18 protein-coding genes are annotated in these 18554 nt (G+C 57.5%); 11 read left to right on the top strand and 7 right to left on the bottom strand.

The genetic code is table 11. The annotated features are described in order from the left end of the window. Nucleotides 1–153: 153 nt before the first annotated feature. The 6 genes from ACR3EQ_RS22670 to ACR3EQ_RS22645 all read right to left on the bottom strand — a co-directional run bounded on the left by ACR3EQ_RS22670 (nucleotide 154) and on the right by ACR3EQ_RS22645 (nucleotide 5212). Nucleotides 154–1044, bottom strand: a complete 891-nt coding sequence (locus ACR3EQ_RS22670) for a DMT family transporter (protein WP_170611700.1) — start codon at nucleotides 1042–1044, stop codon at nucleotides 154–156. Further along, on the bottom strand, nucleotides 1041–1712 hold the full coding sequence (locus tag ACR3EQ_RS22665; RefSeq protein ID WP_480492195.1) for a TfuA-like protein: 672 nt from the start codon (nucleotides 1710–1712) through the stop codon (nucleotides 1041–1043). Before ACR3EQ_RS22665 ends, ACR3EQ_RS22670 begins: the two co-directional genes overlap by 4 nt. Nucleotides 1713–1756: 44 nt before the next feature. Then, nucleotides 1757–2950: a YcaO-like family protein gene (locus ACR3EQ_RS22660; protein ID WP_480492194.1), complete on the bottom strand. Its 1194-nt coding sequence runs from the start codon at nucleotides 2948–2950 to the stop codon at nucleotides 1757–1759. Between the two features lie 105 nt (nucleotides 2951–3055). After that, nucleotides 3056–3517, bottom strand: coding sequence for a hypothetical protein (locus ACR3EQ_RS22655; protein WP_480492193.1), 462 nt, complete (start codon nucleotides 3515–3517; stop codon nucleotides 3056–3058). After that, nucleotides 3507–4391, bottom strand: coding sequence for a DUF5666 domain-containing protein (locus ACR3EQ_RS22650; protein WP_480492410.1), 885 nt, complete (start codon nucleotides 4389–4391; stop codon nucleotides 3507–3509). The genes ACR3EQ_RS22655 and ACR3EQ_RS22650 overlap by 11 nt, the downstream gene beginning before the upstream one ends. A 2-nt stretch (nucleotides 4392–4393) precedes the next feature. After that, nucleotides 4394–5212 (bottom strand): DUF6502 family protein, encoded by an 819-nt coding sequence (locus ACR3EQ_RS22645; protein WP_480492192.1) that lies wholly within the window; start codon nucleotides 5210–5212, stop codon nucleotides 4394–4396. 153 nt (nucleotides 5213–5365) lie between these two features. Here ACR3EQ_RS22645 and ACR3EQ_RS22640 point away from each other — a divergent pair, with 153 nt between their 5' ends. The 4 genes from ACR3EQ_RS22640 (at nucleotide 5366) to ACR3EQ_RS22625 (ending at nucleotide 9915) form a co-directional block, all read left to right on the top strand. Then, entirely contained in the window at nucleotides 5366–6991 is a 1626-nt protein-coding gene (locus ACR3EQ_RS22640) for an amino acid adenylation domain-containing protein (RefSeq protein ID WP_480492190.1), read from the top strand. Beyond that, nucleotides 6991–8304 carry a hypothetical protein gene (locus tag ACR3EQ_RS22635; RefSeq protein ID WP_480492188.1) on the top strand — a complete coding sequence of 438 codons (1314 nt, stop codon included), beginning with the start codon at nucleotides 6991–6993 and terminating at the stop codon, nucleotides 8302–8304. The genes ACR3EQ_RS22640 and ACR3EQ_RS22635 overlap by 1 nt, the downstream gene beginning before the upstream one ends. 2 nt (nucleotides 8305–8306) lie before the next feature. Continuing rightward, nucleotides 8307–9077 (top strand): enoyl-CoA hydratase-related protein, encoded by a 771-nt coding sequence (locus ACR3EQ_RS22630; protein ID WP_170611686.1) that lies wholly within the window; start codon nucleotides 8307–8309, stop codon nucleotides 9075–9077. An 85-nt stretch (nucleotides 9078–9162) separates the two neighbouring features. Then, nucleotides 9163–9915: an aspartate/glutamate racemase family protein gene (locus ACR3EQ_RS22625; protein WP_170611847.1), complete on the top strand. Its 753-nt coding sequence runs from the start codon at nucleotides 9163–9165 to the stop codon at nucleotides 9913–9915. Nucleotides 9916–9967: 52 nt separating this feature from the next. On the opposite strand, the gene ACR3EQ_RS22620 is transcribed toward ACR3EQ_RS22625, so the two are convergent. Next, nucleotides 9968–10669, bottom strand: coding sequence for a GntR family transcriptional regulator (locus ACR3EQ_RS22620; RefSeq protein WP_170611684.1), 702 nt, complete (start codon nucleotides 10667–10669; stop codon nucleotides 9968–9970). Between the two features lie 141 nt (nucleotides 10670–10810). Here ACR3EQ_RS22620 and ACR3EQ_RS22615 point away from each other — a divergent pair, with 141 nt between their 5' ends. The 7 genes from ACR3EQ_RS22615 (at nucleotide 10811) to ACR3EQ_RS22585 (ending at nucleotide 18464) form a co-directional block, all read left to right on the top strand. Continuing rightward, a complete protein-coding gene (locus ACR3EQ_RS22615) occupies nucleotides 10811–12061 on the top strand; it encodes an NAD(P)/FAD-dependent oxidoreductase (RefSeq protein ID WP_170611682.1) in 1251 nt (416 codons plus the stop codon). A 62-nt stretch (nucleotides 12062–12123) separates the two neighbouring features. Then, nucleotides 12124–13104 carry a TRAP transporter substrate-binding protein gene (locus ACR3EQ_RS22610; protein WP_170611680.1) on the top strand — a complete coding sequence of 327 codons (981 nt, stop codon included), beginning with the start codon at nucleotides 12124–12126 and terminating at the stop codon, nucleotides 13102–13104. Nucleotides 13105–13166: 62 nt separating this feature from the next. After that, entirely contained in the window at nucleotides 13167–13694 is a 528-nt protein-coding gene (locus ACR3EQ_RS22605) for a TRAP transporter small permease (RefSeq protein ID WP_480492186.1), read from the top strand. 5 nt (nucleotides 13695–13699) lie between these two features. Next, a complete protein-coding gene (locus ACR3EQ_RS22600; RefSeq protein WP_170611677.1) occupies nucleotides 13700–15013 on the top strand; it encodes a TRAP transporter large permease subunit in 1314 nt (437 codons plus the stop codon). Nucleotides 15014–15070: 57 nt separating this feature from the next. Then, a complete protein-coding gene (locus tag ACR3EQ_RS22595) occupies nucleotides 15071–15505 on the top strand; it encodes a universal stress protein (protein WP_480492184.1) in 435 nt (144 codons plus the stop codon). Nucleotides 15506–15536: 31 nt separating this feature from the next. Then, complete coding sequence (locus tag ACR3EQ_RS22590; RefSeq protein ID WP_170611673.1) at nucleotides 15537–16661, top strand: enolase C-terminal domain-like protein; 1125 nt, start codon at nucleotides 15537–15539, stop codon at nucleotides 16659–16661. 69 nt (nucleotides 16662–16730) lie between these two features. Beyond that, nucleotides 16731–18464, top strand: coding sequence for a thiamine pyrophosphate-binding protein (locus tag ACR3EQ_RS22585; protein WP_170611671.1), 1734 nt, complete (start codon nucleotides 16731–16733; stop codon nucleotides 18462–18464). The last annotated feature ends 90 nt before the right edge of the window (nucleotides 18465–18554 follow it).

Here is an 18554-nt window from a genome sequence, read left to right as displayed (position 1 = left end):
AGGGAACGGCCAAGCGCCGATACTGGCTTCAGACGGCGGAGTAACTTCCGCCGCGACGCCGGAACTTCATACTGAACTTTCGAGGTTGCTGAGCGACCAAAACCGAAAAACCGATACCCGTCCGAACCGGAAAGACAGGCGACAAGTTTTGCATCAGAGTCGGTTCTCCTTCCTGGCGGACTGACCAATTGGAAGCGCTGGCAGCAAGCCGCCAATTGCGATCAGCCCTGCCCCGACCCATCCCCAGAAATCCGGCAGGTTGTTCCAGATCGCATAGCCAAAGATGATGGCCCAGATCATCCCGGAGTACTCTACCGGTGCCATCAAGCTGAGCGGCGAAACCGAGCACGCTTTCGTTCGACAATACACGCATAAGGCGCCGAACAGCCCGAGTAGAACAACAAGCCACAAATCCGGCGTCTCGGGCAGGTGGTCCCCAGCCGGAACCAGAAGGACAGCGACCAGAAAAATCGTCAGATATTCATAGCCCGTGATTGCTTCTGGCGTGTCGCGGCGGGACAGGGCGCGCGCCGCCGCAAGACCGAAAGCACTGCAAAAAGCCGCGGCCAGCGGCAGCAAAGCGGCCATGTTCATGCCGACGCCCGGCGGGCGAATAATGAGACATGCACCCAAAGCTCCGGCAACCACCGCTAAGACCTGCAGGACGCTCGCGTGTTCCCGAAAGAACAGGGAAGACAGACACATTGAAATGATCGGGGAAACCATGAAGATGATCGTCACCTCAGCCAGAGGCAGTACCTTCAGACCTGCAATGAAAAAATACATCGTTCCCAAGGTCAGCAAGCCTCGGCCAATCATCAGCGGCCACCGTGGCGATACCATCGAACGCCAGGTCGACGGGGCGATGATCCCGAAGAAAAACAGCAGCCCGAACACGCTTTCGAAGAATATGACCTGAAGCTCAGAATATGTCTGGGCCAGCATTTTTGCGACCGCATCCAGCGCGGACATGAAAAACACGCCCAGCGCAAACAAGATTATCCCGCGCGCGCTCCCTTGAAACTGACGAAGCATGGCGCTCATTGGCCGACCCGGTCGAAAACCGAAGTGCGTTCCAGATAAAACTGCGACGAAAACCTGCCCGGATTCTGCTTCAGGAAGTCCTTCATGAAGGTTAGCATTTCGACCGCATCAGCTTTCTTTACATCAACTTTCCCATGGTCTAGCCAGTCTTCAAAACGGGCGAGTTCCTTTAGATCAAACCCTTTTTGACGACCGTATTCGATCATGTTGCAATAGGAACGGTGTGAGAAATATGTCCGGCTCATATGCGCTTCAAAAGCTGCTGCGGTTTCTTGTGAAATAACCCCGTTTTCCAACGCAGCCGCCAGCGTGGCCTTGATGTTCAACAATGGTTCAGACAATGCGGGATAACCCAGTTCGGCGGGTCCGTGGTTCAGGGCGACTTCGTCGTCCCGTGTAATCCGGCCAGTGCGGTAATCCTCGAAAACGCGCCCGATCCCCTTCATGCCGAAATCGCAAAGCTCGGCGGCTCTTAGCGCTCCCATGCTGGCGCTGCCGAAAACGTGAACGCCTTGGTCAAGCGCCCAAAGTATTTCCTTGTGTAAGACCGAAGGTGTCAGCTGAAAGTACCCGTCAATGATACCGATGGCATGGGGGTTGCGCGCTATCACGGCCATCACATCCCCCTGTGCAGCAGGTGGCAGGTATTCAGCGTCAAGAATACTCAATGCTTCACTTTTCCGGATCGTGGGGCCGCAAAATACGAATATGGTCATTGGGCCGGTTCCAGCTGTCTTTGCGCCCGCACCCCCATTGCGTAGCGCGGGTCGTCGCTTGGACCTTCCAGTCCCGGAACAAGCACACGGACCACCGAAATATATTTGGCCACATAGTCCGCGGTTATGTCGATGATGTATGCGTCGTGAAGTCCAGCATTCTGCAAGCCCGCTAATATCTGATCCAGATCACCATCCGGGGTTGCTGTGTCTTGCGATTTTCTTGACCCGAACTCAAGCTTTCCGGGCCTTGCGATTGTCTCGTGAAATTCCATTTCGCGATAGAACTCCCTGGACAAGTCATCGCGGGAACCGGTGATCAGCGTCAGCCGTTCCTGTGCGGCTTCTGTCAGCGCGCGGGACAATGCGATTTCGCGGCAAGGGTGACACCCCGCACCGACCGAGGGCCGCGGCAGCAAAACCGGCAGGTTTCCTTTCTCGCATGTCCAGACCAGATATGCAGGCACACCAATGTCGGAAGTGACGTCCCAGATCGCCACATCAATATCCGCGTCTTGGAATTTTTTCAGAATCGCAAGAAGTGAGCCGCCGCAAATCGTATCTTGGTCGATGCGTCGCGCGTCACGATCTGTCCAGGGCAATTGCGACCATAGCGCTATGGCGTCGCGTTCAATGACTTCGCACAAGGCGTGGCAGGCGGCTTCGGCAAAGGTGTTTCCTGACGCCAAGCCGTTGGAGCTTGAAAGGAAGAACCCACTGCCAGGCGGCAAAGGCCGTGTGTAATTTGTGTGTATCAGTTCATATGGCGCCCAGCCCCCGGAATTGCCCCCAAGCGCTTTCATCTCCAGCCACAATATCGGCTGGAAGGGATCGAACTGTCTTCCCCTGCATTGCGGCAGAAGATCCGGCTCAACGACATTGTGCGTATACCGGATGTCCTCATAACAGGCGTGAATTACCGGAAAGACGATACGCTCTGCATGAAATATCTCTATGGACTCCATCACCGCCGAGGCGACGGCGGCATCATAAGTGGCCCCTTTTCCCTGCGATACAGCCATCGAGCGGGAATTTGGCCGACACACGACGATTGTCGGCAACCCAACCCGGTCGAGCCCGGTGACATCCGCGATGCGCGTTATCCCGAAAACGGGGAACAGATCGCGCATCAGGTCAACGGTCTGGCCCGGCGGGCGGACCCTGTGTGTGCCTTCGAAATACTGCTTCAAAACCAATCTCTGCCGGAAAGGACAGGGCCCGGGATCTGATCCAGGTTTTATTCCCGGGCCCGTTACCAGAACGCCGAGGTTGGCGTTCTGATCCAGCTGTTAGCCCTAGGCTGCCGGATCAATCTTGGCGCCGTGTTGTGACGGGTCGATCTTGGCTCCGCACTGGGTCGGATCGATTTTCGCACCATGCTGGGTTGGGTCGATTCTTGCACCAAATTGGGTGGGGTCAATCTTTGCGCCGTGCTGCGCCGGATCAATTCTCGCACCAAGTTGCATTGGATCGATCTTGGCGCCAACCTGAGCAGGACTGGAACGGGGCTTACTACCGTTGATTTCCGGTGATCTTGAAATTCCGGTCGATGCCTTGACCGGTGTTTCCACTTTTACACCTGTCCGACCGATTGAGATCAGCCTGCCATCTGGCGCGCGAACAATAGTCTGATTATCCAACATGAAGTAGCTCCTTGGGTTAATTTGGTCTCCTGATCCTTTGGATGTCACCCGGAATTGGCGACGCGCCCTATTACCACAAAATACTGCTAAAATCACGAATGGATCAGCAGCCAAGATCGGCCCGGATCTGGTCCGATTGACGGCTTGTATTTGTGCTGTCCACACCGAGTTGCCCCGCCTGCCCGCACTGGATGACCTGGCTGTTGGGATCAATCATCTCGGGCCTGTCGGTGTACGAAACAAGCCCGCTGCCGAGAACCGTGTAAAGACCACTTGGTTTCGGAACGGAAAAATACCCCTGAACCTGCACAATCCCGAGAGGACCATCAAACAAGCCGGTTTCGATCCTTTTGGCCTCGATCCCGTCCGACGTCGGCATACCGAACACTCGGATCACATCGCCGGGTTCCAGGTGCATTGGTCTGATCCCGGTGATCTTGCTGCCTCCTATGACGATATCGCCATTTGGGTCCGGACCCAGATAGGTTCCGCTCAACCGGGCCTGATGATCCGCGCCGTTTAGCCGTTCGACTCGAGAGGCCAGCAGGCGCTCCGCTTGCCACAAACCGCTGATCGCAACCCAGTCTCCCACTTGCGCGTCCGGTTTCTGATCTGCGACTTCAATCCGGGTCCCAAGCACGGTCAGGGTTCCGCTTTTGACATCCGACACTGGCCCGGCGACCGGCAGAACCTGCCGGATTTGCCTTGCGTGCCAACCATCTCCCCTACGCTCGGCTGTGATCGCGACCGTGTGGCCCGGTTGAAGTGACCCGGCGGCTATTGCCGGAACCGAATCTGCCACGGATGCCTGATCGTCAATCTGAATGCGTAACTCGTTCACATGGATACTGCCGAGATGCGTAATCGTTCCGGCAATGCCGGTGCCAATTATCCCGCCTTCCCGCTCTTCACTTCCCTCTGCCCCGGCAAGCGTGGTCAGTATCAGGGTTGTCAGGATTGCGGACAAGGCACGGGCAAACAAGAACATGGTCACTCACTCTTATCCCTGCCTTTGTCCGGCAAGGGCATCACATAAGCGCCCGTCGCAAATCGGCCCGAGTGGCCCTTACCCTGATCCTTGTCCTGCAGGGATCGTGCCAGCGCGTTAATTTCCTGCAACAACGCCTGCGCCTTTTCATCGGATACTTTTCGCAACTCTTCGATCGAGGCCTCTGAGAGATGTGAATACCGGACAGCGCGGTCGAAGTTCCGCCGTGCGCCCGGCTCTGCCAGCAGGTTCTGCGTGGCCGCCAACAGATGTGCCGACAATGTCGCCTGATACGCTGCGACCTGTTCCGCCCCGCCGCCCGATGGCAGAAAGGCGTGGGTCAAAAGACGCAAATCCCCATCCTGTCCTTGTTCGACGATATTCTGGTCAAGCAGGGTTTTCAGAACGGTACCCGGGGCCATGTCGATACGTGCAAGCCGAACCAGATCGTCAAATCCCGGCCCACCCTCGCTGCCCTTTCGCCGCAGTTCGCGCGGCTCACCGGAGGTGTCCTGAAACTCGGGTGATGTTGCCCAATGGCTGATCACCAGCGCGGCCGCACTGCAACTGCGCTTTTCCGGGGCCTCATCATCAAGATTGCGCAGGCGTTTTACATCCTTGCGATGCAGCCCCGTCAAAAGGCTGGCGCGGCTGTCGCTCAGAGGTGTGTCTGAACTGTCTTCAACCGCTTTCAACAACGCCTTTTTCAGCGCCTCGGTCGCGCTGCCAACTGTGACGCCATGCGCGACCATCGCCTGCGCCAAAGGCTCCAGCAAGGCTGGCAATGCGGATTCAAGAGGTGTCTTGGGGGTCGTCGACATTGCGCTACTCATTAAAGGCCTTTGGCGGATAACATCTGTCACGCATTAACACATTCAACGCTTTCGTGACTATTTCGTGATCAATCGTGAGTAATAATGGGAAAATTTCCCATTATCAATATCGCGCGACCCCTGAACCGATAGGAAATTGTCATGCAAGAAATCAACATCTCAGCTTCAAGCAATTTTACCCCTCTTAGCTCCTCAGAATTGCCCCTTCGACAACAGCCGGATGTCCTCTGCCATCTCAGCCCTATGGATCAGGTCCGCTTCCGAAACTTCGGCTGGGGGCCCAAGGCGGAACCGCGCCACGCCACAATTGCCGAAGCCTTGCAACATCAAATGCAGCGGAACCCAAACGCGGTCGCCATCGACTGCGGTGGGCACGAGATAAACTACCGTACGTTGGACCAGGCATCCAACCGTCTGGCCGCCGTATTGCGCGCCCATGGTGTGAAACGTGGCGATGCAGTCTGCCTGTTTTTGCACCGCTCGATCGAAATGGTGGTTGGCATTGTGGCCGCCATCAAACTGGGTGCTGCGTATGTACCGCAGCATGTCGGCGTTGCGCCTCCCGAAACGCTCCGGCATGTGGCCGAGGTGACGCACGTGCGCGTTCTGCTCAGCCTCAGTGAGCTGGCGGATCAGGTGCCCGTATCGGCAAACCAGACATTGATCACCATCGACACGGTCATGTTCGACCCGCTCCTGGATGCCCCAGCCCCGGATACCCGATACCGGGCGCGACCCAAAGATCTTGCGATGATCCTGTTTACATCAGGTACGACAGGTGTTCCCAATGGCGTTCAGGTCAGCCATGCCAATCTGGCGAATATCCTGCTGACCGCGCCCGGTGATCTGGGAATGCGCCCGGGCATGAAGGTTGGACAGGTTCTATCCATCGCTTTCGACATGGCCGCCTGGGAAACCCTGGGGGCGCTGTCAAACGGGGCAACGCTGGTTATTCGTGGCAAGTCCATTCAGGATACGGCGGAACAGGTGGACGTTCTGATCGCCACGCCGTCGATCCTGAACGCGCTGGATCATACACGATGCCAACAGGTCAAAGTCGCCGCCGTTGCCGGAGAACCCTGCCCACGCCCTCTTGCCGACAGGTGGTCGGCCTTTTGCACATTCTACAATTCCTGTGGCCCGACAGAAACGACAATCATCAACACGGCCGAGCCGCATCACCCCGGCAAACAGATACTGTCCATCGGTCGTCCGACACCCAACAACACGGTCTACATTCTGGACGACAACCTGCGCGCCCTGCCAATTGGCCAGAAGGGTGAGATGTGGGCCGGTGGGGATTGCGTGACAACCGGATACCTCGCCAACCCTGAGCTGACGGATGAGCGTTACCGCCCCGATCCGTTTCGCCCTGGCCATATGATGTTTCGCACCCGCGATCTGGGCCGCTGGACCGACGATGGAGAGCTTGAACATTTCGGCCGCGTTGATGATCTGGTCAAGATACGCGGCTTTCGGGTGGAACTGGACAGCGTCTCAGGCGCGCTCGAACAGTCGCCCTGCTGCCAACAGGCCGTGACGCTGCAATACGACAGCCGAAATCTGGTAAGTTTCATCTCGCCTGCTTCCGCTTGCCCCAAGCGTGCGGCGCGATCGGTTGCGGACCGTCTGCCCTATTATTGCTGTCCGGCTGTGGTGATGCCGATGGACGCCCTGCCACGGACAACACGCGGCAAACTGGACAAGCGCCTGCTGAAGCAACTCGCCCGTGACCACATCGCGCAAACCGGGACGGAGCTGAAGTGATGACAACTCAAACCACAAATCTGCAATCCCGGGGCCTGAACTGGCGGCGGGTCACACGGCACCCGGCGCTGATGGAATATCGGCGACTGGCGGCGCTGGTTGCCGTCGTCAATCTGGGTGTTTTCGTGATGGGGCTGCACCAGGGCAGGTGGTTTCATGATGGTGAGTACGCGCTGAACCTCATCGCGGACATGGCGTTGATCAACCTGAGCATCGGTATCCTGATCCGGCAGCAAAGGGCGGTCAACGCATTGTTCTGGCTGGCGACCCGGGTTCCGACATCCTGGCCTTTGTGGATTCGCTGGGGTGCCGGCAAGGTCTTTCATTTTGGCGGACTGCATTCAGGATGTACCGTTGCGGGCACGATCTGGTTCGGGTTCTTGCTGTTTGGAATGATCGCGAACAGGGGTGCAGGGGCGGATTCGCCCTCGGGCCTGACACTGACGCTAAGCGCCGCCATGGTCGTGTTGATGACCGTCATGGTGGTTTCAGCATTGGGACCGATCCGAGCCCGATTCCATAATATGTTCGAGAAAATACATCGCTTCATCGGATGGACCGTCCTGGCGCTGTTCTGGGCACAGACGGTGTCAATAAGTTCTGACACGGGCGATGCATTGTTGCACAGCACAGCGTTCTGGATGCTTTGCCTGATCACACTGTCGATCCTGTCTCCGTGGCTGACGCTGAAACAGGTGAAGGTTGATATTGTCAAACCGTCAAACCATGCGGTGATTGCCCGGTTCGAATACGGCGACACGCCGTTCCCCGGCAGTTCCAACGCCATCAGTCACACACCGTTTGGAGAGTATCACTCATTCGCCAATATCCCGGCCCCGAACCAGAAAGGCTACCGGCTGGCAATCAGCCGGGCCGGAGACTGGACAGGACGATTCATCGACAACCCGCCTGACAGGGTCTGGGTCAAAGGCATCACGACATCTGGCGTGGCCCGCATTGAGATTTTGTTCAAAAAGGTCGTTTATGTCGGCACCGGGTCCGGAATTGGTCCGATCCTGCCTCATCTTCTGGCCGGTGATGTGCCGAACAGGCTGATTTGGTCTACCCGAAGCCCCCGAAAGACCTATGGGAACGCGTTGGTTGACGAGATCGAAGCGCATACTGACACCCCTCTGATCTGGGACACAGATGAAAGGGGCAAACCGAACCTTTCCGCATTGGCTTTGCAGGCGGTGCGTGACAGCGACGCCGAGGCTGTCATCGTGATTTCGAACCAGAAGCTTACGCGCAAAGTCGTGCACGACATGGAAAGCCTGGGCATCCCCGCCTATGGCGCAATCTGGGACAGTTGATCATGTATGGGACAATTCAGACGGAAACTCACGGGCGTGTCGCCACAATCCGCTTCAACCGGCCGGATCGGCTGAACGCCCTGAATTCGCAGGTCATGCATGAGGTGCTGGACGCGGCAACCAACTTTGAGGCCGATCCGGCAATCGGCTGCCTGATCCTGACCGGAAACGAGCGCGCCTTTGCGGCCGGGGCTGACATCAGCGAGTTGGCGGTTCAGACCTATGCCAGTATGCGGGCCAGTGACTTCTTTGGCGGCTGGGACCGGTTCGCCGCACTGAAACTGCCAAAGATTGCAGCTGTTGGCGGCTACGCGTTGGGCGGCGGGTGCGAGATTGCCCTGATGTGCGACGTCATCCTGGCGTCGGACACCGCAAAGTTTGGCCAGCCTGAAATCAAGATCGGCTGTATTCCCGGTATCGGCGGCACGCAGCGCCTTACCCGGCTGGTTGGACGTGCCCGGGCGATGGACATGATCCTGACCGGTCGCCTGGTGGATGCGCAGGAGGCGCTTCAGATGGGTCTGATCAGCCGCGTAGTACCGTCCGAAGAACTTGAACAAACCGCACAGGATGTAGGACGAACCATTTCGGGCTATGCACCTGACATCGCAGAAATGGCTCGTGCCTGTGTAAACATGGCCGAACATAGCACGCTGGACTCCGGTCTTCGCTATGAGCGGCAGATGTACCACGCCCTTTATGGATTGCCGGCGCAACAGGAAGGCATGAATGCGTTTCTGGAAAAGAGAGAACCCCGGTTCCATTCGGCCTGAATTCCATCGAACGGGAAAGATCGGGATTGACTTTCCCAAAATTGTATACAGCTATGCGTACAATTGCATCCAGTGGGGCCACGCCATGCAGACCTGTTACGGTGGAAAAACGGTATACGGAGCCAACCTTGGCATTCTTATGCTTGAAACGCAGTTTCCGCGCATTCCCGGCGACATCGGAAATGCGCTGACCTGGCCTTTCCCGGTACAGTACCGCGTCGTGCGCAGCGCCACGCCCGAGTTGGTGGTGCGCAATGATGCACGGGAACTGGTTGACCTTTTCATCGAAGCCGCAAAAGACCTGGTTGCCTCAGGATGCGACGGTATCACGACAAATTGCGGTTTTCTTTCGATTGTTCAGGACAGGCTGGCCGAGGCGGTACGGGTTCCTGTTGCCACATCCTCTCTGATGCAGGCCCCCATGATTCAGGCAACGCTTCCCCCCGAAAAACGCGTGGGCATTCTGACGATCTCGAAAGAAACGCTGACGCCGGCCCATCTGGCTGCCGCGAATGTACCGGCTGATACTCCGGTCGTGGGCACCGAGGGTGGTCGGGCGTTTACCCGTGATATACTGGGAGATGCCCCCGAAATCGATTTTGCGGCATGCCGGCTGGATATGCTTGATGCGGCGCGGCAACTGGTGACAGAACATCCGGATGTCGGCGCAATTTTGCTGGAATGCACCAATATGACGCCTTACGCGGCGGACGTCCGCAAACTGACCGGGCTGCCAGTGTTCTCGATCTACACCTTCCTGAAATGGTTTCATGAATCGCTTGTACCGGATCGGTTTTCCCCGGAACTGGATGATCCACTGCTGGGGTTGGCGAGGTAGACATCGCGCATCCTGACCCAGCTGCGTGACACAGTTGGGCAGGACTGTGGGTCTACAAGTTCCCCGGAACGTAGAGTTGGGAAAACGCCACGCGCACCAATTCGACCGTCTGTTCACTGCGGCGTTCAATGTGACGCCGTAAAGCTGCGATCGCGGCGTCTTTGTCCCGTGCCTTTACCGCATTCAGGATGATGCGATGCTGTGACAAGGAAGAGTGATCATAGTCAGGCGTATCCCGGCGATCACGCAGCAGCCGCAAGTTTATCATCCTTACATACCGGATGCGTTCGTTCACGTTGCACAGCAGCCGGACCAGTTCACTATTGCCCGACAGTGTCGCGAGCTTGACATGAAACTCTTCGTCCATGCGCAAAAGAACATTCAGATCGCTGCAAACAGAATAGGATTTCTCGGCCTCGTCCAGATAGGCGACAACCTCGGCGATTGCGTTGTCATCCGCTCCTTCAATGGTACGGATCAGCGCCTCGGTCTCAAGCGCGCATCGTAGCTGGTAAAGTTCCAGAATCTTGTCGGGGCTGAGTGGGCGGCAAAAAAACCCTTTGCCAAGTTCGAAAGTCAGGAACCCTTCGGCGGCAAGCCGGTTCAATGCCTCGCGCAGCGGGGTGCGGCTGACATCAAGGGTTTTTGTCAACGCGGTCTCGTTCAGGCGCTCACCGGGCATGAACTCGAAACTGATCGCCTTCTTGCGTAACGCCTCGTAGGCGCGTTCTACGCTTCCTTCGGATTTGGACATCTCATACCCAACAGTTCGGATTTTGCCCGTTCTATCAAAGCGCACGGGAAAAGAAACATTTGTCTTCACAGATTGCGACAGTACTGTATACAGGCTGGAATACGATGCAAGGGGCGATGATTCTCGCCGCAATGGGATGATATGACGTCTGAGGCTCAACAAGTCGTCGTAATTGGCGCCGGGATCGTCGGTGTCTCGACCGCTATCTGGTTGCGTCGCAAGGGCGCCGACGTCACCATTGTGGACCGCAACGCGCCAGGGGATGACAGGGCGACGTCATATGGCAATGCCGGGGTGCTGGCGGCATGCTCAGTCGCCCCTGTCACGGCGCCGGGACTGGTTCTCAAAGGTCCCCGAATGGCCTTGGACCCGAACTTCCCGCTGTTTCTGCGCTGGTCCTATTTGCCACGGCTTGTGCCATGGCTGACAAAATACCTGTCACATGCCAACGACAAGGACACCCGTAGAATTGCTGCCGGGCTGGCTCCGCTGACCTCGGACTCGGTCGAGCAGCACATTGCCCTGACTAAGGGAACAGATGCCGCGCAATGGGTCCAAACCTCGGACTACAGTTTCGCCTATCCCGACCGCGCCGCCTTCGAAGCGGACAGCTATACGTGGATGCTGCGTCAAACCGCAGGCTTTGAACCCGAGGTTTTGGAAGGGGACGCCGTTCGCGAGTTCGAACCGAACCTGACGGAAAATCTGAAACTTCTGGCCGTGATGCACGATCACGGATTTTCACGCAGCCCCGGATCATACGTGGCCGCGCTGGCAACCGAAGCCGAAAAACTGGGGGCTTCGATCCGTCAGGCCGAGGTTACAGATTTCGAGTTCACTGACGGTAAGGCAACGGCCGTTATCACCGACAGCGGCACACTGCCCTGCTCCAATATTGTTCTGGCGACAGGTGTCTGGTCCGGGCCGTTGGCGAAAAAGCTTGGACTGTCCGTGCCACTCGAAACCGAGCGTGGTTACCACATTGAATTCGCGGGGGCGGAAAACGGGCCATCAACCCCGTTGATGATCACCACCGGCAAATTTGTCGCCACCCCGATGGCAAATGGGCTACGCTGTGCCGGTGTCGTCGAATTTGGCGGGCTGAAAGCCGGGCCTTCAAAAGCGCCGCTTGATTTGCTCAGGCGCAAGGTCGAGGAAAGCTTTCCGCACCTCAGGTTCGAAAACATGAACAGCTGGCTGGGCCATCGCCCTGCCCCGACCGACAGCCTGCCGTTGATCGGAGAGATTGGCCATAGCGGAGTTCTGGCCGGGTTCGGGCATCATCATGTTGGCCTGACCGCCGGGCCCAAAACCGGACGCATTCTGGCCGGGCTGGTGACCGGAGAGCGCAGCAATATTGATCTGACCGTCTACGATCCGCAGCGGTTCTGAAGAAACGACCATAAACGCCCCGGAAAATCAGGGGCCGAAAATAGGCAACAAGGGAGTTTGAAATGCCAAATACAATCACCAAAATTGCCGCTGGTGTCGCGGTAGCCACCGTATCAGCGGTATCGGCCAATGCTGAAACCTGGGATATGCCGATGGCCTATTCGGCCACCAACTTCCACTCGGCCACCGGTGCGATGTTTGCTGAATGCGTGACCACGGGAACGGCGGGTGAATTGACCATTCAAACCCACCCGGGCGGCTCGCTCTATGCGGGCGCGGAAATAAAACGCGCAATCCAGACAGGGCAGGTCAACATCGGTGAGCGTCTGTTGTCCGGTCACCAGAACGAAAACGCGCTGTTCGGCTTTGACTCTGTTCCATTCCTTGCGACCTCGTTCGAGGATTCCGAAAAGCTGTGGGATGTGGCCAAGGGCCCGCTGTCCGAACTGCTGGCGGAACAGAACCTTCATCTGCTCTATTCGGTACCGTGGCCGGGTCAGGGTCTGTATTTCGACCGCGAGGTCAACAAACTGGCCGATGCCGAAGGTCTGAAGTTCCGCGCCTATAACTCTGCCTCGGCCCGCATGGCCGAGCTTGCCGGGATGCTGCCGGTGCAGATCGAAGCCGCAGAAATCAGCCAGGCATTTGCGACGGGTGTGGCACAGGGCATGGTCTCGTCCGGGTCCACCGGTTACGACCGCAAAGTCTGGGAAAGCCTGTCGCATTACTACGGCGTGGATGCCTGGATGCCGCGCAACTATGTTCTGGTGAACATGGATGCCTGGAACGGCCTGGATGACGCGACCAAGAACGTTGTGAACGGCTGCGCCCTTGCCGCGGAATATGCAGGCGACTGGCGTTCGATCCAGTACACGGAGTTCACCGTGAACGAGCTGGGCAAGAACGGCATGACCACCGGCCCCGCAAGCGATGAACTGGCCGCTGAACTGCGCGCGATCGGCGAGACTATGACCGCCGAATGGCTGGAAGCTGCCGGCGAACAAGGTCAGCAAATCGTCGACGCCTTCAAGGCTGCCCAATAATCCTTGACTGAAACAAGCCCCGATGCCGGTCCGGCGTCGGGGCGCAGAAGAGGAGAATTGCCGTGGCGCTGTTCAATCTGTTGCGCGTTGTTCTGGATGCTCTGTACCGCTGGGCCGGATATATCGCCGCTGTCTTTCTGATCCTGATCCTGTGTTTCGTCTCGATGCAGATGATCTCTCGATGGGTGGGTGAGGTTGTCGTGGGTGGACCAGATTTCACCGGCTATTGCATGGCCGCCGCGTCGTTTCTGGCGCTGCCCTATGCGCTGAACAGCGGCAGCCATATTCGGGTGAACCTGCTTTTGAACGCGCTTGGACGGTTCCGGCGATTTGGGGAAATCTGGTGTTGGGCAGTTGCCAGTTACCTGACATATCTGTTCGCGCGCTACGCCATCAAACTGACCTATGAAAGCTATCGCTTCAACGACATCAGCCAGGGGCAGGACGCGTGGCCCATCTGGATCCCGCAGATGTCGATGGTCATCGGCACGGTCCTGCTGGCAATCTGCGCCTTCGACAACCTGATCAGTACCCTTTTCACGGGTAAGGACAACATTCGATCCGCCGGGGTCGATGTGCACGCGGAGTAAGCCCAGTGGAACAATTCTACCTCGTCTCCATCTTTCTGTTCGCGCTGTTTGTGCTTTTGGGCACAGGCGTCTGGGTCGCCCTCGCGCTGTTTGGCGTGGCTTACCTTGGACTTGAGATGTTCACATCACGCCCGGCTGGCGACGCGATGCTGACCCGTATCTGGACCGGATCCTCAAGCTGGACACTGACGGCGCTGCCGCTGTTCATCTGGATGGGCGAAATCCTGTTCCGAAGTCGATTATCGCAGGACATGTTTCGGGGTCTGAGCCCGTGGATGCAACGTTTACCCGGTGGCCTGGTCCACGTGAATATCGTCGGCTGCACCATATTTGCTGCCGTGTCCGGTTCTTCAGCGGCTACGCTCACCACCGTCGGCAAAATGTCGATCCCGGAACTGCGCAAACGGGAATACCCTGAATATATGATCATCGGGACCCTGACCGGCGCGGCGACGCTGGGCCTGATGATTCCGCCATCTCTGACCCTGATTGTATACGGGGTCGCCGTCGAGCAATCGATTTCGAAACTGTTCATGGCAGGCATCCTGCCCGGTATCGTGCTGGCCAGCATGTTCATGGCCTATGTCGCTGGATGGTCCTTTCTGCGCCGTGATGAAGTACCGGAAATCTCCGACCGTATGACCTTTGGGCAGAAACTGAACGAAAGCCGGTTCCTCATCCCGATCATCCTGTTGATCCTGGTTGTCATCGGCTCGATGTATGGCGGCTTTGCCACGGCAACCGAGGCTGCCGCTATTGGGGTTATCGGATCGTTCATTCTGGCGGCCATGCAGGGATCGCTGACCAAGGAGGCCTTCATAGAAAGCCTATTGGGTGCCACCCGAACCTCGGCCATGATCGCCTTTATCCTCATGGGTGCCATTGCCCTGACACTGGCGATGGGCTTTACCGGACTGCCGCGCGCGCTGGCGGAATATATCGAAGGGTTGCAACTGTCGCGCTTCTCTCTGCTGCTGGCGCTGATGCTGTTCTATATCATTCTCGGCATGTTTCTGGACGGCATCTCGTCGGTCGTCCTGACCATGGCGATTGTGCAGCCGATGGTCGAGGGCGCGGGCATCGATCTGATCTGGTTCGGAATCTTCATCGTGGTGGTTGTGGAAATGGCGCAGATTACACCCCCGATTGGTTTCAACCTTTTTGTTATGCAGGGGATTACCCGGCACGAGATGGGATATATCGCCAAGACCGCCCTGCCGCTGTTCCTGATCATGGTGGTGATGGTCTTTGTGATGATCGCTTTCCCGGAACTGGCCACCTGGCTGCCTGACAATATGCGGAACTCGGCTGGCCGGTAACCGGCCGGCCCCTTCCACACTTTATATTCGCCTGTCACAGCAGGGGGGACCCACGTCATGACCCGATCCAAAATACTCGCAGCCGTTGATCTTGTGCACAAAGACAGCGACGCCCACGTCGTTCACGAAGCGATTTCGCTGGCCCGATCCCATGACAGCACGGTCGAGGTGATCTTTGTCATACCGGATCAGGAGCTCAGCTATGTTCAGGGTTACATCCCGGCAGAAATGCACCAGCAGGTACTGATCGAGGCAGAGAATGATCTGGCCGCGTATTGCGCCGACTTCAATTGGCACGGCGTCGCACACAAAACCAGGGTGCTGCGCGGTGTCGTTTACGAGCAATTGATCAACCACGCCGACGATCAGTCAGCAAGTTTCGTCGTGATCGGTGCCAGCAAACCATCGGTCCGGGATTTACTGATCGGACCAAACGCTGCCCGGGTGTCGCGATACGCCCGTTGCAGCGTGCTGGTCGTGCGGCCGAACTGACCACCATCAACTCTCACTTTCGGAGACATACGTGAGCGACCATAAAATCGAAACTCTGCGCGTTCATCGCATTTCGATCCCCACCAAAGCTGTCCATTCGCATGGCAGCGGCGACGTAGCAGGTATTAACGTTGCGATATTGGAGTTGGTAACGGATACCGGCCTTACAGGCTGGGGCGAAGCCTCACCCTGGCCTGTCTTTACCGGAACCGCCGAGGCCAACGCCGCCGCCCTGCACGTGCACCTGCGCCCGCATCTGATCGGTCAGGACCCGGTCCAGGTCGAAAAGCACATGAACATGGCGGAGAAGGTGCTGATCGGCCACCCCGAGGCCAAGGCCGCGCTGGAAATGGCGCTGCTGGACATCACCGGCCAGATCACCGGCCTTTCGGTCTGCGAACTGGTCGGCGGTAAAATGCGTGACAGCATGGGGATGAGCTTTTCGGTCGCCAACCCAGATTTCGACGCTGACCTCGATGACATCGCCGCGATGTGGGAAGACGGCGTGCGCATCTTCAAGTTCAAGACCGGTTTTGCCGACCATCGGTTCGACCTTATGCGCTGTGAAAAACTGCGTGATATCTATGGCGACGAGGCGGACATCCGCATCGACTACAATCAGGGTCTTCCGGCCTATGACGCCGTGCGCTGCATCCGGGATCTCGAGGCGTTTCGCCCGACATTTGTCGAACAGCCCGTCAAGATGCACGAACGTGAAGCCCTGGCCCACATTGCGCATGTAGTCGATACCCCGATCATGGCGGACGAAAGCGTGTTTGACCCCAAAGGCGCGCTTTACGGGGCGCAGATCCGGATCGCGGACATTTTCTCGCTCAAGATCATGAAATCCGGTGGTATTCGGCGAGCGCTGGAGGTGGCGGCAATTGCCCGTGCTGCCGGAATCGAGATCTATGGCGGCTGCATGTTCGAAACGGGACTGGCCCATGCCGCCGGTGCCCATCTGATGGCCGCCGTACCGGACCTGGTCCTGCAATGCGAATTCTACATGGCGACCTACTACGCCGCGGAAGACATTCTGACCGAACCCTTCCCTGTCAAAAACGGGCGGGTACACGTTCCGACCGGGCCGGGCCTGGGCGTTCAGGTCAATCCTGACATGCTGACAAAATACGCAGTCGCAGAACCTTTGACGTAATCTCAAAAACTTCGGATCGGCTGCATACAGCACTGTGTGCGGTAGCTGATCGGGAAAGGGAACCTACCCATGGAACACCAAGACACAAAGCGCATGAACGGCGCCCATATCATCCTGAAGATGCTCGAATTGCACGGCGTCCGCCATGTTTTCGGCCTGCCGGGGGAAACAACCATCGGCTGGTACAAGGAATGGCGTGAACACAGCAATATAGAGTTCGTCCTGACCCGCGATGAACGAACCGCATCCTACGCCGCCGAGGCCTATGCGAAGATCACTGGGCGCCCATGCGTTCTCGAAGCGCCCAGCCCCGGCGTCACCCATTGTTCGCCCGGCATCACCGAAGCATTCCTCAGCTCGGTTCCGGTGATCTTTTTCAGTTCGGACATTCCGATCAATCAGGACAAAAAACACGGCCTGACCGGGATCGATCAGACCAAACTCTACGACAGTATCTGCAAGGAAAGCTTTGTGCTGACGAACGCAAGGGAAATCCCGTTCCTGCTGCGCCGGGCCTTTCGTGTCGCAACCTCCGGTCGCCCGGCACCGGTGCATATCCGAGTGCCGATCAACATCTTCGGAGAAGAAGTGGAGATTGACGATCTCTATGCCGAGGCGGAATACAGCCAATACCCGGCGCACCGCCCAGTTGCCGACCACAGCAAAATCCGTGCTGCAATCGAGATTCTTCTGGCTGCCAAAAAACCGGCCATTGTCTGCGGTCAGGGCGGGCTGATCTCAAAGGCCTCCGACGCAATCTTGGAACTGGCGGAACTTCTGCAAATTCCCGTCGGCACGACAACGCCCGGCAAAGGCACTATTCCAGAAGATCACCCACTGGCGCTGCGCGTCATCGGGGGGCGCGGCGGAATGGAATATTCCAACCAGTACGTGTTCGAAGCTGACACGATCTTCTTTGTCGGGTCAAACACCGACAGCGCTGCGACCGACCACTGGAAGCTGTACGGGGACCCAAAATCCAAGACCTTTCTGCATCTGGATATTGCCGAGGCGCATGTCGGCAACAACTTTCCCGTCAAAGTGGGCATGGTCGGCGACGCGCGGGCCAGCATTGAATACATGGTCGAGATCATCAGGGCCGAGCATCCGAACCTGAAGCGCGAACGGATCGATCTGAACCCGATGAAGAAAACCGCGCTCGACAATGTGTTCAACTCGAACATCCCGATGCCCGAAGGGACGATCTCACCGGTCAAGCTCAGCCAAGCGCTGAACAGAATAATGCCGGACGACGCCGTGATCACGTCGGAGCCGGGCGTCAGCGCGATCTACCCGTCTGCCCTTCTGACGTTCAAAAAGCCGGGCCGGCGTTACATCACCAACTACTCCATGGGGGCGCTGGGATATTCGGTGCCTGCCTGTCTGGGAGCGTCCTATGCCAATGACGGCCCGGTGATTTCCTTTACCGGTGACGGGTCGTTCGGATTTGTCATTGGCGACATGGAGTCGATCAAGCGTTCCGGCAAAAACGTCACGATCATCCTGACCCGCAACGATACATTCGGCTGGATCCGGGGCGAAGCTATCCTTCTGGACGAAATAGATGAACCTTGGTCCACCGACTTCGGCCGTGTGGATTATTGCAAGGTTGCCGAGGGGTTTGGTTTCCGCACTGCGAAAATCACAAGTGAGTCAGAAATAGAGGCTGTTCTGTCTGAGGCGATCGCCAACCCCGGAGCGAACTTCATCGAAATCATGGTTCCGTCGCAGGACAAGATCGTCCCGTTTGTACCGAACTGGGTGCGCGCCGCGCGGGCCAAAAACCTGCCGCACTTCTACTGACTCAAGCCGCGGCCCCATTGGCCGGGGGCCGCGCTAAAACCTGTCTTATTTCACCAAGGACACTAAGAAAGGTATTAGGTTGGCGCGTGC

The sequence above is a fragment of the Ruegeria sp. AN11 genome (genome assembly GCF_056536005.1).
The sequence above is the reverse complement of the archived record's forward strand: the minus strand, read 5'-3'. Positions and strand labels throughout refer to the sequence as shown.

Bases quoted from the DNA above. Each gene is read 5' to 3' on its own strand.
- ACR3EQ_RS22670 (WP_170611700.1), bottom strand. From the start codon at position 1,044: ATGAGCGCCATGCTTCGTCAGTTTCAAGGGAGCGCGCGCGGGATAATC.
- ACR3EQ_RS22650 (WP_480492410.1), bottom strand. From the start codon at position 4,391: ATGTTCTTGTTTGCCCGTGCCTTGTCCGCAATCCTGACAACCCTGATA.
- ACR3EQ_RS22645 (WP_480492192.1), bottom strand. From the start codon at position 5,212: ATGTCGACGACCCCCAAGACACCTCTTGAATCCGCATTGCCAGCCTTG.
- ACR3EQ_RS22640 (WP_480492190.1), top strand. From the start codon at position 5,366: ATGCAAGAAATCAACATCTCAGCTTCAAGCAATTTTACCCCTCTTAGC.
- ACR3EQ_RS22635 (WP_480492188.1), top strand. From the start codon at position 6,991: ATGACAACTCAAACCACAAATCTGCAATCCCGGGGCCTGAACTGGCGG.
- ACR3EQ_RS22630 (WP_170611686.1), top strand. From the start codon at position 8,307: ATGTATGGGACAATTCAGACGGAAACTCACGGGCGTGTCGCCACAATC.
- ACR3EQ_RS22625 (WP_170611847.1), top strand. From the start codon at position 9,163: ATGCAGACCTGTTACGGTGGAAAAACGGTATACGGAGCCAACCTTGGC.
- ACR3EQ_RS22620 (WP_170611684.1), bottom strand. From the start codon at position 10,669: ATGTCCAAATCCGAAGGAAGCGTAGAACGCGCCTACGAGGCGTTACGC.
- ACR3EQ_RS22615 (WP_170611682.1), top strand. From the start codon at position 10,811: ATGACGTCTGAGGCTCAACAAGTCGTCGTAATTGGCGCCGGGATCGTC.
- ACR3EQ_RS22610 (WP_170611680.1), top strand. From the start codon at position 12,124: ATGCCAAATACAATCACCAAAATTGCCGCTGGTGTCGCGGTAGCCACC.
- ACR3EQ_RS22595 (WP_480492184.1), top strand. From the start codon at position 15,071: ATGACCCGATCCAAAATACTCGCAGCCGTTGATCTTGTGCACAAAGAC.
- ACR3EQ_RS22585 (WP_170611671.1), top strand. From the start codon at position 16,731: ATGGAACACCAAGACACAAAGCGCATGAACGGCGCCCATATCATCCTG.